The sequence below is a fragment of the Shewanella hafniensis genome (assembly GCF_019655335.1).
GTDB classification, from domain to species: Bacteria; Pseudomonadota; Gammaproteobacteria; order Enterobacterales; family Shewanellaceae; genus Shewanella; species Shewanella hafniensis.
The window spans coordinates 13,207-31,129 of the sequence record NZ_BPFD01000056.1 but is presented as its reverse complement, the minus strand read 5'-3'; the positions used below and the strand labels follow the sequence as shown (position 1 = coordinate 31,129).

The window sequence follows — 17,923 nt, the reverse complement described above, 5'->3', positions numbered from 1 at the left end:
CTTTTAACTAATGCGTTATTTGTTCTACCTCATCACTCAGACCAAATTGACAGGCTAACGCGCAAAAATCACATTACACATGCTGCACCGCGTAAAACAGGCTTTAATCTGCCGAAAAAAAAGCTGTGCGATATCTAACATAAGCCACTTCAAATTATCGCCAGCACTAAAAAAGCACGTTATTATGCGCGCACATTACGAATTGGAGGCGATATGAAGATCACTCAACACAGCGCGGTAACCATTCATTACCGTTTATCAGATCAAGAAGGCAGACTATTAGAAGACTCTTTCGACTCTGAACCTATGCTATATCTGCACGGCACTGAAAACCTGATCCCAGGTTTAGAAGCCGCATTAGATGGTAAAACCAAAGGCGAAAAACTCGATGTCACTATTAGTGCCGAAGAAGCCTATGGCCCTTACCACGATGGCCTACGTCAAGCCGTGCCATTAGAAGCCTTTGGTGATATCGAAGATATCGTTCCAGGTATGCGCTTTATCGCCGAAACTGAAATGGGTCAACGCCCAGTTCAAGTCATGGAAGTGAAAGACGATGTGGTTATCGTCGATGGCAACCATCCTTTAGCGGGCCAATCGCTCAATTTCAGCGTCGAAATCGTTGACGTTCGCGAAGCCTCAGCCGAAGAAATCGCCCATGGCCACATTCATGCCCAAGGCGGTTGTGGAAGCCATGGACATGATCACGATCACGGCGGTGGATGCTGTGGCGGTTCAGGCAAAGAAGAAGCTGGCGGCTGTTGTGGTGGGTCAGACCACGATCATGGACATCACCATGAAGAGCACGAAGCCTGTGACACACCTAAAACAGGTTGTGACGGCAATGGCGGCTGTGGTTGCCGCGGTTAAATACAGATTGTTGCCCAAGGTGAGCTAGAAATAGCTCACCCCTAAGCGATTGAACTGCCATAGTTTAAACTTTGAAGATGCACGCCCTTAATTTAAGGTCGTGCATTTTTTATACGCAAGCGTTTATAATATTCGTAATAGATAAATAACTGACTGGTAAATTGAAGTATTCAAATTTTATATGAATATTTTCAATTAGATATTATATCAACCTGAGTTAAGCGACGGAGTGCTTATGTTAACCAAACCCCTTTACGAGATTTTGCCTTTTGGCTACATGGCGCTCGGCAGTTCGAGTTTTATTGCACTCGACATCAACTATGCCCTAGTTGCGGCTACAGTAGTGTTCGTCTTAGGTGCGAGGATCTATGTTATGCGTTCTCAAAACCGTCGAACTGACTCGGTAAGACGTCGTAAGTCGGGCTATCTTCCCGAGATGATTTATAACTTCTTACCTTTTATCTATCTCATAGCGGCATTGGCTATCTTTAAATTCCTTCCCAAAGACCTTTACCCAATTCTGGCTATCTGCTTACTTAGTTATGGCTTATATATTCTGGTGCGTCGGTCACTCTATCGTCGCCATAAGCTGCCCATCACGCCTTAAGGCTGTTACCGAAACAAGCACAAATGATGTCCACAGGGCTTGTTTTCATAAGAGTACTAACCAATCAATTTTTGAACTTTCGCTCTATGGTCGGGAGACATATTTTTCAAGTAATTAGAGCAACGGGTGATCGTCGCAATACTCACTTCATATTCTGCAGCTATGTGCCTTTGGCTCATATCCCCATCCAATAACAACTGAAATACCTTTAAGCGTCCGGCAATGGCACTACGCTCTTCTTCGGTTAACAGTAAATGAAACAACACAGAAAGATCTTCATAATTGCTGTGGCTCAAAATCTTTTCTAATACTAGATCCCAGTTTGCTCGCATAATAACCCTCATAAGTACTGTCTAAGCATTACATTTCCAGTCTAACAGATTTAACTCAAACTACCTGAATTCGAATAAAAAAATTCACCAATACCCTAATAATGATCCATTCGAAAAAATCCTAATCTTGCAGCAGCCTATGGTTAATTAGAATTGTAAATTTCAAGTTATCCATGGAAGTAAAACAACTTACACTTAATAAGTTATGTAATTGTTAGCATAGTCATTTGGACTTATGATATGAACAGAATCATTCAGTCAAAAACGTAAGCGGCTCAAAATTATCACCAAGAATTTCTATCCTGATAATCCTACTAATATTGCAGTGCCACTACTAAATATCGCCTCAGGATAATGGACCACGATACTCCTATAATAAATGATGTGTTCAATTCGGCAGCCTTGATGGATTTATAAACTAATCGCTTTAAGTCTATAGTGAACGTGCTATTACAGGTAAAGCCCTTAAACTGTCCAGCACGGTCTACTTGATAGCTCTCCTCAAACGGATACTAAACCACAGCTAAGACGCTCAATACTGACACTGTGACACCTACACGCATATCTAACACCAATAATATTAAATATCTATTTATTCATTGGGAGTTCAACGCGCTTTAGACAAGGCGAAGGCTTGAAAGCATAGTGGTCTCTGTCGAAAGCCTTGAACGCAGCATGAGGCGCGTTGCCATGCCGTTAACATCTGCCGCCCTTAGGATGCCTCATAGACATACCACTCCCGTGCAGCATTGACTTCCATTTCTACGCCAATGCGCCTTGGATTGAGATGGCTGTGAGGCTCTGAACTGATTAAATACTTCATGTGATTGGTATAAAGCAAAAGATGGTGATACCAAGAGAATTAGGCAGAAGCGGAGAAAGCCAAAACGGGTCAAACCGCCACAGATTTAAAAATAAAAAAGCCCTGCAATTGCTTGCAGGGCTTATCTATTTGGTGCGCGTGGAAGGAGTCGAACCTCCGACCGCCTGGTTCGTAGCCAGGTACTCTATCCAGCTGAGCTACACGCGCAAATTCATTTTTGTACTTCTAATAGATCCAATCATGATTGAGTCTAGGATAAGCACTTTTATCTCGCAAATTTATTCTATTCCCCTCGACTAAGAGAATAGAATGGCGGAGAAGGAGGGATTCGAACCCTCGATGGGAGTTAAAGCCCATACTCCCTTAGCAGGGGAGCGCCTTCGGCCACTCGGCCACCTCTCCGCGTTTAACGCTTTAAATCAACAAGACGTGTCTCGTTAACTATATTGGTGCGCGTGGAAGGAGTCGAACCTCCGACCGCCTGGTTCGTAGCCAGGTACTCTATCCAGCTGAGCTACACGCGCATGTTAAACGGTAAAACACTAATTTAATTGAAAAAATCACAATCATATTAGCTTAAATTGGTGCGCGTGGAAGGAGTCGAACCTCCGACCGCCTGGTTCGTAGCCAGGTACTCTATCCAGCTGAGCTACACGCGCATTTAAAACGGTAAACATTAATACGACCGAAATCATATTAATCTAAATTGGTGCGCGTGGAAGGAGTCGAACCTCCGACCGCCTGGTTCGTAGCCAGGTACTCTATCCAGCTGAGCTACACGCGCATTTTAACATTTTGCTATAAGCAATTATCTACAAAATTTCTAACTGAAATTCAAAACTGATGAGTTAAAGATTAACTAATGCAGAAATGGTGCGCGTGGAAGGAGTCGAACCTCCGACCGCCTGGTTCGTAGCCAGGTACTCTATCCAGCTGAGCTACACGCGCGACTTGTATCTAAGTTTACTTTTCCAATAAAAAATGGTGCGCGTGGAAGGAGTCGAACCTCCGACCGCCTGGTTCGTAGCCAGGTACTCTATCCAGCTGAGCTACACGCGCACTGTTTTCTATCGGTAAGAAATGGCGGAGAAGGAGGGATTCGAACCCTCGATGGGAGTTAAAGCCCATACTCCCTTAGCAGGGGAGCGCCTTCGGCCACTCGGCCACCTCTCCGTTTTCTTGGCGCACATATTACTGTTTGACGAAAATAAGTCAAACCCTTTTTCCGAAACAGATTCCATTTGAACTGTTTTTAATCACATTGCTGTTATATCAAGCCAATGTATTGATTTACGCCAATCTTTCGGCCTAAAAAATAAAAAAGCCAGTTAAAAAACTGACTCTTCTGTTGCCGTAGTACGCTTGCCAAAACAAGGTACTAAAAGTTACCACCTTCCGATGGTGTACCTGATTTTTCAGATTGAATGCGTTGGTAGATTTCTTCGCGATGAACAGAAACCTCTTTTGGTGCATTCACACCAATACGCACTTGATTGCCTTTTACCCCTAGCACTGTAACTGTGACTTCATCACCAATCATCAGTGTTTCGCCAACACGACGAGTCAAAATCAGCATTCGATAGCTCCTTTATTTCTTAATTCAGCTTACACACGGCACTCATCCGGTAGATGGGCTTATTATAAGGTCAGCTTAGTACAAATTAATAGTATTCAATACTCAAACGGTTATTTAATTACACCTTATTTAGCTCGAAAGCGTGATGTAACGCCCGAACCGCCTTGTGTAAGTCCCTTTCATCGATAACGGTTGACAATTTACTCTCTGACGTCGTGAGTAACTTAGCATGAATAGTTTCATTACCCAAGACTTCTAACATCTTAGTCAATAATCCCATTTTTGCCTGTAAACCTTTGCCAACTAAAGATACTTTTGCACGTTGCCGTTCGATAATCAATGGCCCGAGTGCGAGGCTTTCGCTTAAGCCTTCGAGCTCATTAAGCAAAGTATCGACCTTAGCTTCAGCGAGCATAAAACTGACTCGACCCGAAGGATCATCCTCGTGGATCCTCAATGGAGAAATAAATTCCACATCGATTTCCAATCGCGTTAAACAGCCTAACAGCGCTTGATAGCGTTCACTGGTAGTAAACAGCCCTTCAATCGTCAGCGTTGCCAGTGACTTATTAATCGCAATACCTTGGACTAGCGAGGCGATAGAGAGTTCAGACTCGTCACCAAATTGGATTAACGTCCCCTGCCCAGCTTCAAAACTCGACAAGACTCGCAATGGCACACGAAAACGCTCGGCGTATTCAACTGAATCGGGATGCAGTACTTTAGCGCCGAGCTTTGCCATTTCGAGCATCACATCAAACCCAATCACATCGAGGCGACGGGCACTGCTATCAATATTCGGATCTGTGGTAAATACCCCTGCCACATCAGTAAAAATCTGGCATTCATCAGCTTCTAACGCTGCCGCTAAGGCCACAGCTGTGGTATCTGAACCACCGCGCCCTAAGGTGGTCACTTCGCCTTGAGGATCGATGCCCTGAAACCCAGCAACGATCGGCACAACACCATCGGCAAGCAAAGACTGCAAATACTCAGTATCAACTCGCTCGATGCTGGCGCGGCCGAATTGACTATTTGTATGAATTTGCACTTGATCGCCCGTAAGGGATTTCGCTTTTATGCCGCGACGTTGTAGCGCCATCGACATCAAAGCAATACTCACTTGCTCACCCGTCGATACTAGCATGTCTAACTCGCGCGCCGAGGCCCGCGGATTAATTTGTGCTGCCAGTGCAAACAGGCGATTCGTCTCACCCGCCATCGCGGATAAAACTAAAACTTGCTGCTCACCATTGTGAGCTGACTTTGTAATCTGCTCAGCGACCGCTTCGATACGTTCAATAGAACCCACCGAAGTACCGCCGAACTTTTTCACAAAAAGCTTGCTACCACTAAGCTTTCGTTTTTGGGGCACAGCAACCTCTTAAGCTAGACGCTCAGTAATCCAAGGTAATACTTGAGCCAATGCCGCATCCAGATTTTCTGGCTGGCTACCGCCCGCTTGAGCCATATCAGGACGACCACCGCCTTTACCGCCCACTTGTGCAGCGACCATAGCGACGAGCTCACCCGCTTTGACTTTACCGATCAGATCGTTACTCACACCGGCGATCAGGTTAACTTTCCCTTCCTGTGCGGTGCCAAGCACGATAATGGCCGATTTCAATTTCTGTTTTAATTCATCTTGCAAGCCACGTAATGAACTTGCCTCAACGCCGTCTAATTTTTTGATCAGTACGTTAACGCCATTAACTACAACGGCATCGCCCACTAAGTCTGCACTCGCTGCGGCAGCTAGCTTGTCTTTCAGCTGCGCCATTTCTTTTTCAAGTTGCTTCATTTTGTCGAGCTGGGCTTTTAACTTAGCGACCACTGAGTTGGCATCGCCTTTCAATAAGGCTGCTGCTTCTTCCAGTTCAGCTTGTTGCTGGGCAACATAAGCCATAGCTGCGGCGCCAGTCACGGCTTCGATACGACGAACACCTGCTGCAATACCCGCTTCAGAGGTGATTTTGAACAAGCCAATATCGCCCGTGCGGCCCACATGGGTACCACCACACAATTCAATAGAGAAATCGCCCATAGTCACAACACGCACTTGTGAGTCATATTTCTCACCAAAGAGCGCCATAGCGCCTTTCTCTTTAGCTTCATCTATGCCCATTTCAGCGGTTTTAAGTTCATGGTTACGACGAATTTGAGTGTTAACTAATTCTTCAACTTCTTTTAATTCAGCGGCTTTTACGCCTTCGAAATGTGAGAAGTCAAAACGTAAACGCTCAGGATCAACCAATGAACCTTTTTGCGAAACGTGAGTACCGAGCACTTGACGCAGTGCAGCATGCAGTAAATGCGTAACAGAATGGTTTAACTGAGTACGGTGACGCAGTTTTTTGTCGACTTTCGCCTCAACAACTTGGCCAACACTTAAGCTACCTGTAGCCAATACACCTTGATGGCCAGTTGCTTGACCATACTTTTGCGTATCGTTTACCGTAAACTCAACACCGCTCGCGACCAGTTGGCCTTTATCGCCCACTTGACCGCCAGATTCAGCGTAGAAAGGTGTGACATCGAGTACGACAACCGCTTCGTCACCCACCTTGATAGCCGTCACTGACTCACCGTTTAGATAAATCGCGGTGACCTTAGCTTGGCCCGCTAATTCGGTGTAACCAGTGAATGCGGTTTCAGCATCGATTTTCAGCGCTGCGTTGTAATCTGCACCAAAGTTACCAGCAGCTTGGGCGCGGCTACGTTGCTCAGCCATGGCGACTTCGAAACCTGCTTCATCGACAATGATGTTGCGCTCACGACAGACGTCAGCGGTCAAATCCATTGGGAAGCCATAGGTGTCATACAGCTTAAATACGGTTTCGCCGTCTAAAGTGTCACCTTTCAACTCGTTTAAGGCCGTATCTAAAATACCTAAACCACGTTCAAGCGTACGAGCAAATTGCTCTTCTTCCGCTTTCAGTGCTTTTTCAACAATGACTTGCGTCTCAGCTAACCCTTTAGCCGCGTCGCCCATCACCGCAATCAAAGATGGAACCAACTTATAGAAGAAAGCTTCGGTCGCGCCCAACTTGTTACCATGGCGAACTGCGCGGCGGATAATGCGGCGCAGCACATAACCGCGGCCTTCGTTCGACGGCATAACGCCATCGGCAATAAGGAATGCACATGAACGGATATGATCGGCAATGACGCGCAGTGACTTCTCGGTTAAATCGCTTACGCCGATGATTTCTGCCGCTTTAGCGATCAAAGTACGGAATATATCGATTTCGTAGTTAGAATGTACGCCTTGCATAATCGCGGCGATACGCTCAATCCCCATGCCAGTATCTACCGATGGCTTAGGCAAAGGCAGCATTTCACCTGATGCTTGACGATTGTACTGCATGAAAACGATGTTCCAGATTTCGATGAAACGGTCGCCATCTTCTTCAGGACTGCCAGGACGGCCACCCCAAATGTGATCGCCATGGTCATAGAAAATTTCAGTACAAGGGCCACAAGGACCAGTATCACCCATTTGCCAGAAGTTATCTGACGCATAAGCTGCACCTTTATTATCGCCGATACGGATAATATTCTCGGCGGCAACACCAATCTTTTTATTCCAAATTTCAAAGGCTTCATCGTCTGTTTGATAAATCGTGACGCACAGACGTTCTTTTGGCAGCTTTAACGTTTCAGTTAAGAATGTCCAGCCAAAACGAATCGCTTCTTCCTTGAAATAATCACCAAAACTGAAGTTACCCAACATTTCGAAAAAGGTGTGATGACGTGCTGTATAACCGACGTTATCTAAATCGTTATGCTTACCACCGGCGCGTACACAACGTTGAGCAGTGGTCGCACGCGTATAATTGCGTTTGTCCATGCCAAGAAACACGTCCTTGAACTGGTTCATGCCTGCATTGGTAAATAAAAGTGTGGGATCGTTGCCTGGCACTAATGAACTACTGTCCACAACTTGATGACCATTGCTGCGGAAAAATTCGAGGAAAGCGCTTCTAAGCTCTGCTGTAGTTTGATACATGAAATCATCCTGAATTGGGTAAGCATTACCAGCTACGCCTTAGGCTAGCCGTATTTCTATTTGCCCAGCATTATAAGCAGACTGAGGAAGGACGACCAGCCTTGATTGGTGATATATACCCAAACAACCTCAAGATACAGAATTCAGCGGAGATTTAACGCACTTTAGGCAAGACGGTTATTTGTAGACCTAGTGGGCTAAGTTAAGAATAACCAACACTGCATAAAGTGCGTTAAAGCCCACGTAAGAGTGGCTAGAGTCAAAATGGAAAGGGTAAAGGGTAATTGATGAGGATATGAATTTTGCGCGATTAAGGCCAGTGTCGAGTGAATTTAACTCGATATCAAACCTAATTGTACTAAGCCTATTGAGTGATATTTAAAGGAGCTTTGCAGTCTTAAGGTTTAATCGAAATCGATGAATTATGGCGGTTAAACATCGTCGTCGAGATCATTGGGATCTGAATCTAATGCGTAAGTGATTTGATCGTAGCTAAAGCCTTGGCCCATTAAAAAGCGCACTCGTTTGGCCTTTTCCTTCGCGATAAGATCCCGAGCTTTAGAGCCCTTCACTTCTGTTACGCGGGGAACACCATATTTTTTGGTGGCTTTATCTTTTGCTAGCTCAAACCAGTCACAATCACTATTGGTTATCGCCGCTTCAATACAATCTTTAGACAAGCCTTTTTGCGCTATCGCTTGGCGGATACGGATAGCACCGTGCCCTCGACTAATGTGGCTACGCACCAATAATTCAGCATAGCGATTATCATTGATAAAACCGGAGGATTCACAAGCGTCGAGTACAGGTTCGATATCGTTAAGGTCGAAGCCTTTCTCGAGCAATTTATCGCGGATTTGTAAGCGGGAATAATCGCGGCGCGCTAACAGCGCGACCGCGATTTGACGGGCTGACTGACTCAGAATACTTCGCCTGTTTCTAAATCAACATTATCTTCCGTGCTATCAGTATCCGATGCCGCAAGTGCACTTGGATTGCTTAACAATAATTCACGTAATGTCTTGTCAATTTCAGCGGCAATCGCTGGATTTTCAGTCAGATATTTACCCGCATTGGCACGGCCTTGGCCGATTTTATCGCCTTTATAGCTGTACCAAGCGCCCGCTTTTTCAATCAACTTATGCGCTACACCTAAGTCAACTAACTCACCAGTACGGTTAATGCCTTGGCCATAAAGGATTTGGAATTCGGCTTGTTTGAACGGTGCTGCAACCTTGTTTTTCACCACTTTAACACGAGTTTCGTTACCGACAACTTCATCGCCGTCTTTAATGGCACCAGTACGGCGAATGTCTAAACGGACAGAAGCATAGAACTTCAGTGCGTTGCCGCCGGTTGTGGTTTCAGGGTTACCGAACATCACACCAATCTTCATCCGGATTTGGTTGATGAAGATAAGCAAAGTGTTAGATTGCTTCAAGTTACCTGCAAGTTTACGCATGGCTTGGCTCATCATACGTGCCGCTAAGCCCATGTGAGAATCACCAATTTCGCCTTCGATTTCAGCTTTAGGCGTTAATGCTGCCACTGAGTCGACTACGATAACGTCAACTGCGCCTGAGCGCGTTAATGCATCACAAATCTCAAGCGCTTGCTCGCCAGTATCCGGTTGTGAACACAGCAGGTTATCAATATCTACACCCAATTTTTTAGCATAGATAGGGTCAAGTGCATGCTCGGCATCGATAAAGGCACAGGTTTTGCCTTCACGTTGCGCTGCGGCAATGACTTCTAAAGTCAGTGTCGTTTTACCTGATGATTCAGGACCATAGATCTCAACGATACGACCCATTGGCAAACCGCCAGCACCTAAAGCAACGTCCAGAGACAGAGAACCGGTAGAAATGGTCTCAACATCCATAGAGCGATCTTCGCCCAGCTTCATGATGGAGCCTTTACCAAATTGCTTCTCAATTTGGCTCAATACCGCAGCAAGTGCTTTCTCTTTATTTGGATCGACCTTCATTCCAGTTCCCTCATCAAGACATGCCTTAAGCTGTCAAAAGTAATATTCAATTTACAAACGGGTAATTCAAAAAGCCGCGCTTTTCGTCTTAATTCTGCTGACTAGTATACTGTACAATCATACAGTATCAAGACCTGTGACTGAATTATTTTTAGCTCATGGGATTTTTAATATGGCCAAGGTTTTAGCGAATATCAAATCTGATATCGCATCCCTTTGACGAATATCCGTCATCAAGGGCTCAATTTTCGGTAAATTATTGCTAAGATTGGCGCAGCAAATTTTGCGTGGTCTTTTTGGCTGAAAATTGTATAGCAGTCTTCTGCTTCTCTAGCGCTTAATCCCCTGTAACCACACAAACTGTATCGCCTTTAGGCAGTCACAACGGACGATAACGATTTAATGAATGTAATTGATACCGATGATTTAGAAAAACATACTCCTATGATGCGTCAGTACTTGACCATGAAAGCAGAACATCATGACATGTTGCTGTTTTATCGCATGGGTGACTTCTACGAGTTGTTTTATGACGATGCTAAACGTGCTTCTGAGCTGTTAGGCATTTCACTTACGGCACGCGGTAAAAGTGGTGGCGATCCTATTCCGATGGCAGGACTGCCTTACCATGCAGTGGAAGGCTATCTAGCGAAATTAGTTCAAATTGGTCAATCCGTTGCAATATGCGAACAAATTGGCGACCCCGCAACCTCTAAAGGGCCTGTTGAACGTAAAGTGGTGCGTATCGTCACGCCTGGCACCTTAACCGATGAAGCCCTGCTACAGGAACGCCAAGACAATCTGTTGGCCGCAGTTTATCAAGGTAAAGTCGGTTTTGGTTATGCCACTCTAGATGTTTCATCTGGACGTTTTGTGATTGCCGAACTCGAGACGCGAGAGTCATTAGAAGCTGAATTGCAACGCACTAATCCTGTTGAAATTCTCTACAGTGAAGACTTTGGTGAACTTGCTCTGCTAAACGGTTTTAAAGGCAAACGCCGTCGCCCCGAGTGGGAATTTGATTACGATACTAGCATTAAGTTACTACTAGCCCAGTTTGGCACGAAAGACTTGCATGGTTTTGGTATTGCAGATGCGCGTTTATCACTGCAGGCTGCGGGGTGTTTGATGCAATATGTCAAAGACACTCAGCGCACTGCCCTGCCCCACATCAATGCTATTACCCGCTTTAATCAAACCGATAGCATAGTGCTCGATGCGGCAACTCGCCGTAATTTAGAACTCACTCAAAACCTTGCCGGAGGTCGCGATAATACCTTAGCCGCAGTATTGGATAACACGGCAACCCCTATGGGCAGCCGCATGTTGCAACGCTGGATCCATCAGCCGCTGCGAGATCCAAAACACATCAAAGCACGCCAACAGGCGGTGACTGAACTGCTAGATACTGCCGCCCACGAAGGTTTGCATGAGCAATTAAAGGCACTTGGCGATATTGAGCGTATCATGGCAAGACTCGCGCTGCGTACCGCTCGACCTAGGGACTTTGCCCGTTTACGTCAAGCGCTGGGCTTACTACCTGAATTACAACAGAGTTTAAGTACCCTAAGCGCGCCGCACACGACTCAATTACGTCAATACTTAGGTGAGTTCCCCGTTGAACAAGCCCTGCTTGAGCGCGCGATAGTCGATAATCCACCTATGCTTATCCGCGATGGCGGAGTGATCCGTGAAGGCTACAACAGCGAATTAGATGAATGGCGCGGTCTGAGCGAAGGTGCAAGCGATTACTTAGTACAACTCGAAGCCAGAGAAAAAGAACGTACTGGTATTAACACCCTTAAAGTCGGCTATAACCGTGTACACGGCTATTACATCGAAGTGAGCCGCTTGCAATCCTCGCAAGTGCCACTCAATTACCAACGACGTCAAACCCTTAAGAATATGGAGCGTTATATCACGCCCGAACTTAAGGAGTACGAAGAAAAAGTGCTCTCGAGCCAAGGTAAAGCGCTGGCACTCGAAAAGCAGTTATGGGAACAGTTGTTCGATCTTATTCTACCTAAGTTGCATGAATTACAAGCTTTTGCTCGTGCGGCAGCTGAGCTTGATGTGTTGAGTAACTTTGCCGAGCGCGCCGAAACCTTAGGTTACACTTGCCCAGAGCTGAGCCAAGATATCGGCGTACAGATAGAGGCTGGTCGCCACCCCGTGGTGGAGCGTGTGAGTCAAACACCGTTTATCGCTAACCCAGTGACCTTGCACAATCAAAGACGTATGTTGATTGTCACCGGACCCAACATGGGCGGTAAATCGACTTACATGCGTCAAGTCGCTTTGATCACGCTGATGGCCCACATTGGCTGTTTCGTACCAGCAGATCGCGCACTGATCGGCCCTATCGATCGCATATTTACCCGTATTGGCGCCTCTGACGATCTGGCCTCTGGCCGCTCAACCTTTATGGTCGAAATGACAGAAACCGCCAACATTCTACACAACGCCACCGCCAGTAGCTTAGTGTTAATGGATGAAATCGGCCGCGGCACATCCACCTATGATGGTTTATCGCTTGCTTGGTCGGCGGCAGAGTATTTAGCCCAGCAAGTCGGCGCTATGACCCTATTCGCCACCCATTATTTTGAACTAACTCAGTTACCTGAATTAATGGCAGGTGTTTACAATGTGCACCTTGATGCCATAGAGCACGATGATACCATCGCCTTTATGCATGCGGTACAAGAAGGCGCCGCCAGTAAAAGCTACGGTTTACAAGTTGCGGCACTTGCCGGTGTGCCAAATAAGGTAATTAAAGCCGCTAAGCATAAGTTGCAGCAATTAGAAAGCCGCGATCATCAAGCTGAAGGAACGAGGACGCCTATTCAAAGCTTACTCGCGTTACCTGAACCAATTGAAAATCCGGCCTTGACTAAGTTAAGTAATATTAATCCCGATAACTTAACGCCAAAACAGGCACTTGATTTGCTCTATGAGCTGAAACGTCTGAGCTAAAGCTCTGCGAGTGGGTGATATTCGCTAAACAATATGATCAGTAACAAATGACTAGAAACAACAACGCCCACTCTTGAGTGGGCGTTTTACTTTTATCGACTAGACCTTAGCTAGGAGCTAGGCATTAAGATCAACGAACAATTTATATTAGCTTCTAAATCATTAGTTTCTAATTTATTAGTTTCGAAATAACGCTTCAACAGATAAACCTTGAGAACCCAATAAATCACGTAAGCGTTTTAATGCTTCCACTTGGATTTGACGAACACGTTCACGGGTTAAACCGATTTCAGCCCCCACATCTTCGAGTGTAGAAGGTTCATAACCTAACAGACCAAAACGGCGGGCTAACACTTCTCTTTGTTTAGTGTTTAACTCATTGAGCCATTTAACCACTGAATTAGAAATATCTTCATCTTGCACTTTATAGTCAGGGCCAACGTTATCGTCATCGGCTAAAATATCCAGTAGCGCCTTGTCATTATCGCCCCCCAAAGGCGTATCAACAGAGGTGATTTTCTCATTCAACTTCAGCATACGGCTGACATCTGCACTCGACACTTGTAGTTTTTCAGCAATTTCTTCTGCCGTTGGTTCGTGATCGAGTTTTTGTGCTAACTCGCGAGCGGTACGCAAGTAAACGTTGAGTTCTTTAACAACATGAATAGGCAAACGAATCGTACGAGTTTGATTCATAATGGCGCGCTCAATGGTTTGTCTAATCCACCAAGTCGCATAGGTTGAAAAACGGAAACCTCTTTCTGGATCAAACTTTTCAACGGCACGAATTAAACCTAAGTTGCCTTCTTCGATAAGATCAAGCAGTGCTAAACCACGATTGTTGTAACGACGGGCAATCTTTACGACCAGACGTAAATTACTTTCAATCATGCGATTACGGGATTTTGCGCAGCCTTTTAAGGCTTTACGGGAAAAGTAAACTTCTTCTTCTGCGCTAAGCAGTGGGGAAAAACCAATCTCACCAAGGTAAAGTTGAGTGGCATCAAGATTTTTTTGCAGGTCATCTTGAACCTGTTGCTCTATTCCTAGCTCTTGAACTAAGTCGGATGCAACTTCTTCTTTTTCAAGATCGAAGTCAACGGTTTCTACGGAAAAATCTACTAGTGCTTCTGCGGCAGTGCTTTTTATGCGGCTCATGATTAAATCTCCCAAACCTGATTAAACTGCTGAATTAGTGCAATTTCCTATCCTCCATTTGCCAACAAGGCCCCAAGCAATCATTGTTTGGGTAAATAAGTAAGTGGGTTTACAGACTGTCCATGGTAACGAATTTCAAAATGTAACATTACCCGATTGGCACCTGTACTGCCCATTTTCGCAACTGTCTGCCCTGCGAGGACATGTTGCTTTTCTTTGACTAAGATCTTGTCCGTATGAGCATAAGCACTAAGGTAATCGTCACTATGTTTAATAATCACTAAATTACCGTAACCCCTAAGAGCACTTCCTGCATATACCACCCGCCCATCTGCAGCAGCTTTGATGATATCTCCCCGATTTCCCGCGATCTTAATGCCTTTATTTCCCTGCTCATTGGCAGAGTAAGTCCCGATTAACTTCCCTCTTACTGGCCACTCCCACTGACTCACACTGGTTGGTAGTGTCGAAGTCGGTGGAACCATGATTGAGTTAACGTTTTGTTGGGAACTTGTTACAAGGTACGCGGGCTTAGCTTTCTGATCAAGTGTTTTTTTCAGATCATTACTTGACTTAGCGTCTGTTTGAGAAACTCGATTATCTGATTGTTTTTTATCAGTTTTACTAGGATTATTACCCGAGGAACTCGTTTTCTTTCCATCTAAAGTCGTAGATTTGGACTGACTGCTCGACTTAGCATTCGTTAAATATAAAATCTGTCCGGGGTAAATTGTATAAGGGTTATCTAATTGATTAAGTTTAGCTATTTCAGAAAAATCCTTTCCAGCCCCCCACGAAATAGAGTAAAGCGTGTCACCTTTCTTAACTTTATATGAATTAGATTTAATGTGGCCTTTGTTGTTTTTAGAGTAGCTATGGGAAATGTTTTCGACGGGCGCGGGTCGGCTGGCCTGAAAGCTGCAGCCTGCAAGCAGAAATATAAAGCAGAGGTTTAAGACTAAACCCGCATTCAACAATAAAAACTCCTTGGTGAGGCTGTATTACTGTTTATGATGAAAAAACAATGCCCTCGATGCAAAACAAGCTATTCAGTAAGGACACTAGCACAACACAAGGTTAAGCTAACTCTCCATTGATCAAAGGGACAAATTTAACCGTTTCAATTGTTTCCGAACTAAAACGTTCCCCTGTACGAGTGATTCGCATCAATTGTTGGGTGTCTTCGCCGACAGGCAGGACTAAGACTCCGCCCTCCGCTAACTGAGACAACAAGGCCTCAGGTATGGTTGAAGCGGCAGCGGTCACCATAATGGCATCGAACGGACTACGATTCGCCCAACCTAACCAGCCATCGCCATATTTAAACGACACATTATGTAAATCTAAGCGTTTTAAGCGCTGTCTGGCTTGAATTTGTAAGCCTTTTATTCGCTCGATAGTACAAAGCTGCGGCACCAATTGCGCTAAAATGGCTGCCTGATAACCCGAACCTGTACCCACTTCTAATACGCGCTGGGGCATCTTATGCAGTAAAAGTTCGGTCATACGGGCGACGATGTAAGGCTGAGAGATAGTTTGCCCTTGGCCAATCGGCAAAGCGGTATTTTCATAAGCTTTATGGGCTAGCGCATTATCGAGAAACATTTCCCGCGGCGTATACGATATCGCCTTTAACACGGCTTGATTACGGATCCCCGCATCATGAAGCTTTTTAGCTAAGTTCACCGCCGATGTTAAGGCAACTCGAGTCATATTTTATCTACCCAATTTTGCAATGCCGTTAGTTGTCCGTAGGCAGTTAAATCAACCGTCAAAGGCGTAATTGACACATAGCCATTGGCGACAGCATGAAAATCAGTGCCCTCAGTGGCATCCTGTTCTTGTCCTGGTGGGCCGAGCCAGAAGATCTCGCGTCCTGCGGGATCTTGGGTTCGTACTATGCCTTCAGCCTTATGACGAGCGCCGAGACGGGTCACTTTAATGCCTTTAATTTGCTCAAGCGGCAAGTCCGGCACATTCACATTTAAGATCTGATCCTTTGCCAGAGGCTGGGCCAACAAACCTTGAACTATCCGCCGAGCATAAATCGCCGCCGATTGATAATGTTCGAATTTACGGCCATTGAGCGAAATCGCTACCGCAGGAAAACCTAAAAAGCGCCCTTCCATCGCGGCAGCAACCGTCCCTGAATACAAGGTATCATCGCCCATGTTCGCGCCCGCATTGATGCCAGACACCACCATATCGGGTTCACCATCGTACAATTCTCGGATAGCCAAATGCACACAATCGGTCGGTGTACCGTGAACTGAAATGTAACCGTTATCTAACCTATTAATTCTTAATGGATTAGTCAAGGTTAATGAATTACTCGCGCCGGAGCAGTTGCGATCAGGCCCTACTGTTAATACAGTCGCAATTTCGGTCAACGCCTCGGTTAAGGCTTTGATCCCCGGCGCATTAACCCCGTCATCGTTACTCACTAAAATGCGGATCATGACTCTGCTTCAGTGTTAGGCGCAGCTTCAGGGTTAGTCTCTGCTGCGACGTGGGTATTCGTTACCTCGAGCGCAGGCTCTTGCACTAGTGTCGCTTGCCATTGCTGCTCTTTAACATCTTGATAATTGACTAACTCTCTTAATAAAGATGTCGCAAAACTACCCGCAGGCAGCACAAACTCCAGCACAAGACCATCGGCGGTTTGTTCGTATTTCAGACCTTGGGGCTCAAGCAGTAACGGACGACGCTCTTGTTCTAATCCCGCATGTTCAAGGCCATAGCAATCGTCGGCCAATTCACTCATGGCCAAGGTTTCCACTGCTGCAGCTTCACCTTGGGGTAGCATCATGCCACGGCCCCATAAAGGTGCTGACAGTTGAATGTCTTTTTCAATCAGACGTTTCAACACGATGAGATCCCATTCAGGCGTAACAAAGAAGCTTTTACTGCCCGCCAACATCACACAATCACCTGCTAGCGGCTTAGTGCCATGGTTGGCTAAACGGTATGACACCACAGTGTTAAACAGATTTGAGCGCACCGCAGACAGGTACATGCTGCGCTTATTTCTATCTTTGACTTTTTTACCCGCCATCATTTGGCGACCAAATACTAAGTTTTTACCATCGTGACCAAAGCGTTGCTCACCAAAGTAATTGGGCACGCCCACTTGAGCGACCTTTTCGATGCGGCTGATAATGTCTTCGACTTGGGTGACATTTCTAAGGGTAAGAATAAAACGGTTACCGACTAAAGCACCAATTCGCAGTTTTTTGCTGTGACGGCTGCTCGACAATATAGTCAAGCGCTCACTATTGAGATCTTTCCAAGTAGGCGTTTCTTTGCCCGGAATACGCACACCGAACCATTGTTCTGTGATGGCATTTTTATCTTTTTGCCCAGCGTAGGTCACTTCCTTTGGATGCACCTTAGCGAACTTAGCGATCATTTCAGCGACTTGTACTGTATTTAGCCCTTCTTTGCGTACATGCAGCATGTGATGTTCACCTTCACCCGTAGGGCTAAAAGGCAAAATCTCTTTCACGATAAAATCGCTATTGTGGGTTCTTAGATCTGCTGTACCTAAAGGCTTGCCATACAGATAATGTAATTCGCTCATGGGACTTT

The 17,923-nt window shown here is 45.5% G+C and carries 14 protein-coding genes and 8 tRNA genes; 3 read left to right on the top strand and 19 right to left on the bottom strand.

Features of this window, described 5'->3' with window-relative positions; all coding sequences use genetic code 11:
• The first annotated feature begins 213 nt into the window (after positions 1–213).
• Together slyD and K5Q99_RS15465 are read left to right on the top strand one after the other, a co-directional pair.
• Positions 214–870, top strand: coding sequence for a peptidylprolyl isomerase (gene slyD, locus K5Q99_RS15470; protein ID WP_006085085.1), 657 nt, complete (start codon positions 214–216; stop codon positions 868–870).
• Positions 871–1,105: 235 nt separating this feature from the next.
• Positions 1,106–1,477, top strand: a complete 372-nt coding sequence (locus tag K5Q99_RS15465; protein WP_063882755.1) for a hypothetical protein — start codon at positions 1,106–1,108, stop codon at positions 1,475–1,477.
• A 56-nt stretch (positions 1,478–1,533) separates the two neighbouring features.
• Here K5Q99_RS15465 and trpR read toward each other — a convergent pair whose 3' ends face one another.
• The 14 genes from trpR to recA form a co-directional block, all read right to left on the bottom strand.
• Entirely contained in the window at positions 1,534–1,809 is a 276-nt protein-coding gene (trpR, locus tag K5Q99_RS15460) for a trp operon repressor (protein WP_106651212.1), read from the bottom strand.
• 953 nt (positions 1,810–2,762) lie between these two features.
• Positions 2,763–2,839, bottom strand: a tRNA-Arg gene (locus K5Q99_RS15455).
• A gap of 103 nt (positions 2,840–2,942) precedes the next feature.
• A tRNA-Ser gene (locus tag K5Q99_RS15450) sits at positions 2,943–3,034 on the bottom strand.
• Between the two features lie 45 nt (positions 3,035–3,079).
• A tRNA-Arg gene (locus K5Q99_RS15445) sits at positions 3,080–3,156 on the bottom strand.
• A gap of 58 nt (positions 3,157–3,214) precedes the next feature.
• A tRNA-Arg gene (locus K5Q99_RS15440) sits at positions 3,215–3,291 on the bottom strand.
• A gap of 48 nt (positions 3,292–3,339) precedes the next feature.
• A tRNA-Arg gene (locus K5Q99_RS15435) sits at positions 3,340–3,416 on the bottom strand.
• Between the two features lie 87 nt (positions 3,417–3,503).
• A tRNA-Arg gene (locus K5Q99_RS15430) sits at positions 3,504–3,580 on the bottom strand.
• A 34-nt stretch (positions 3,581–3,614) separates the two neighbouring features.
• Positions 3,615–3,691, bottom strand: a tRNA-Arg gene (locus K5Q99_RS15425).
• Positions 3,692–3,713: 22 nt separating this feature from the next.
• Positions 3,714–3,805: transfer RNA gene (locus K5Q99_RS15420), tRNA-Ser, on the bottom strand.
• Positions 3,806–4,010: 205 nt separating this feature from the next.
• A complete protein-coding gene (csrA, locus tag K5Q99_RS15415; protein ID WP_006082602.1) occupies positions 4,011–4,208 on the bottom strand; it encodes a carbon storage regulator CsrA in 198 nt (65 codons plus the stop codon).
• A gap of 118 nt (positions 4,209–4,326) precedes the next feature.
• Complete coding sequence (locus K5Q99_RS15410) at positions 4,327–5,583, bottom strand: aspartate kinase (protein WP_220590833.1); 1,257 nt, start codon at positions 5,581–5,583, stop codon at positions 4,327–4,329.
• 9 nt (positions 5,584–5,592) lie between these two features.
• Positions 5,593–8,217, bottom strand: a complete 2,625-nt coding sequence (alaS, locus tag K5Q99_RS15405; RefSeq protein ID WP_220777358.1) for an alanine--tRNA ligase — start codon at positions 8,215–8,217, stop codon at positions 5,593–5,595.
• A gap of 431 nt (positions 8,218–8,648) precedes the next feature.
• Positions 8,649–9,119: a regulatory protein RecX gene (locus K5Q99_RS15400; protein WP_371824964.1), complete on the bottom strand. Its 471-nt coding sequence runs from the start codon at positions 9,117–9,119 to the stop codon at positions 8,649–8,651.
• A 17-nt stretch (positions 9,120–9,136) separates the two neighbouring features.
• Positions 9,137–10,204, bottom strand: a complete 1,068-nt coding sequence (gene recA, locus K5Q99_RS15395; protein WP_106651216.1) for a recombinase RecA — start codon at positions 10,202–10,204, stop codon at positions 9,137–9,139.
• Positions 10,205–10,606: 402 nt separating this feature from the next.
• Here recA and mutS point away from each other — a divergent pair, with 402 nt between their 5' ends.
• The gene (gene mutS / locus K5Q99_RS15390) at positions 10,607–13,177 is read left to right on the top strand and encodes a DNA mismatch repair protein MutS (RefSeq protein ID WP_220777357.1); all 2,571 of its coding nucleotides are present in this window, start codon (positions 10,607–10,609) and stop codon (positions 13,175–13,177) included.
• A gap of 177 nt (positions 13,178–13,354) precedes the next feature.
• Here the strand turns inward: mutS and rpoS are convergent, their stop codons facing one another.
• The 5 genes from rpoS to truD form a co-directional block, all read right to left on the bottom strand.
• Positions 13,355–14,335, bottom strand: coding sequence for an RNA polymerase sigma factor RpoS (rpoS, locus tag K5Q99_RS15385; RefSeq protein ID WP_106651218.1), 981 nt, complete (start codon positions 14,333–14,335; stop codon positions 13,355–13,357).
• An 80-nt stretch (positions 14,336–14,415) separates the two neighbouring features.
• On the bottom strand, positions 14,416–15,312 hold the full coding sequence (locus K5Q99_RS15380; protein ID WP_220777356.1) for a peptidoglycan DD-metalloendopeptidase family protein: 897 nt from the start codon (positions 15,310–15,312) through the stop codon (positions 14,416–14,418).
• A gap of 100 nt (positions 15,313–15,412) precedes the next feature.
• Positions 15,413–16,048: a protein-L-isoaspartate(D-aspartate) O-methyltransferase gene (locus K5Q99_RS15375; RefSeq protein ID WP_220777355.1), complete on the bottom strand. Its 636-nt coding sequence runs from the start codon at positions 16,046–16,048 to the stop codon at positions 15,413–15,415.
• On the bottom strand, positions 16,045–16,794 hold the full coding sequence (gene surE, locus K5Q99_RS15370; RefSeq protein ID WP_106651220.1) for a 5'/3'-nucleotidase SurE: 750 nt from the start codon (positions 16,792–16,794) through the stop codon (positions 16,045–16,047). The genes K5Q99_RS15375 and surE overlap by 4 nt, the downstream gene beginning before the upstream one ends.
• On the bottom strand, positions 16,791–17,915 hold the full coding sequence (truD, locus tag K5Q99_RS15365) for a tRNA pseudouridine(13) synthase TruD (RefSeq protein ID WP_220777354.1): 1,125 nt from the start codon (positions 17,913–17,915) through the stop codon (positions 16,791–16,793). The genes surE and truD overlap by 4 nt, the downstream gene beginning before the upstream one ends.
• Positions 17,916–17,923: the final 8 nt, after the last annotated feature.

Bases quoted from the DNA above. Each gene is read 5' to 3' on its own strand.
- K5Q99_RS15375 (WP_220777355.1), bottom strand. From the start codon at position 16,048: ATGACTCGAGTTGCCTTAACATCGGCGGTGAACTTAGCTAAAAAGCTT.
- alaS (WP_220777358.1), bottom strand. From the start codon at position 8,217: ATGTATCAAACTACAGCAGAGCTTAGAAGCGCTTTCCTCGAATTTTTC.
- truD (WP_220777354.1), bottom strand. From the start codon at position 17,915: ATGAGCGAATTACATTATCTGTATGGCAAGCCTTTAGGTACAGCAGAT.
- surE (WP_106651220.1), bottom strand. From the start codon at position 16,794: ATGATCCGCATTTTAGTGAGTAACGATGACGGGGTTAATGCGCCGGGG.
- mutS (WP_220777357.1), top strand. From the start codon at position 10,607: ATGAATGTAATTGATACCGATGATTTAGAAAAACATACTCCTATGATG.
- K5Q99_RS15465 (WP_063882755.1), top strand. From the start codon at position 1,106: ATGTTAACCAAACCCCTTTACGAGATTTTGCCTTTTGGCTACATGGCG.
- trpR (WP_106651212.1), bottom strand. From the start codon at position 1,809: ATGCGAGCAAACTGGGATCTAGTATTAGAAAAGATTTTGAGCCACAGC.
- slyD (WP_006085085.1), top strand. From the start codon at position 214: ATGAAGATCACTCAACACAGCGCGGTAACCATTCATTACCGTTTATCA.
- csrA (WP_006082602.1), bottom strand. From the start codon at position 4,208: ATGCTGATTTTGACTCGTCGTGTTGGCGAAACACTGATGATTGGTGAT.
- recA (WP_106651216.1), bottom strand. From the start codon at position 10,204: ATGAAGGTCGATCCAAATAAAGAGAAAGCACTTGCTGCGGTATTGAGC.
- rpoS (WP_106651218.1), bottom strand. From the start codon at position 14,335: ATGAGCCGCATAAAAAGCACTGCCGCAGAAGCACTAGTAGATTTTTCC.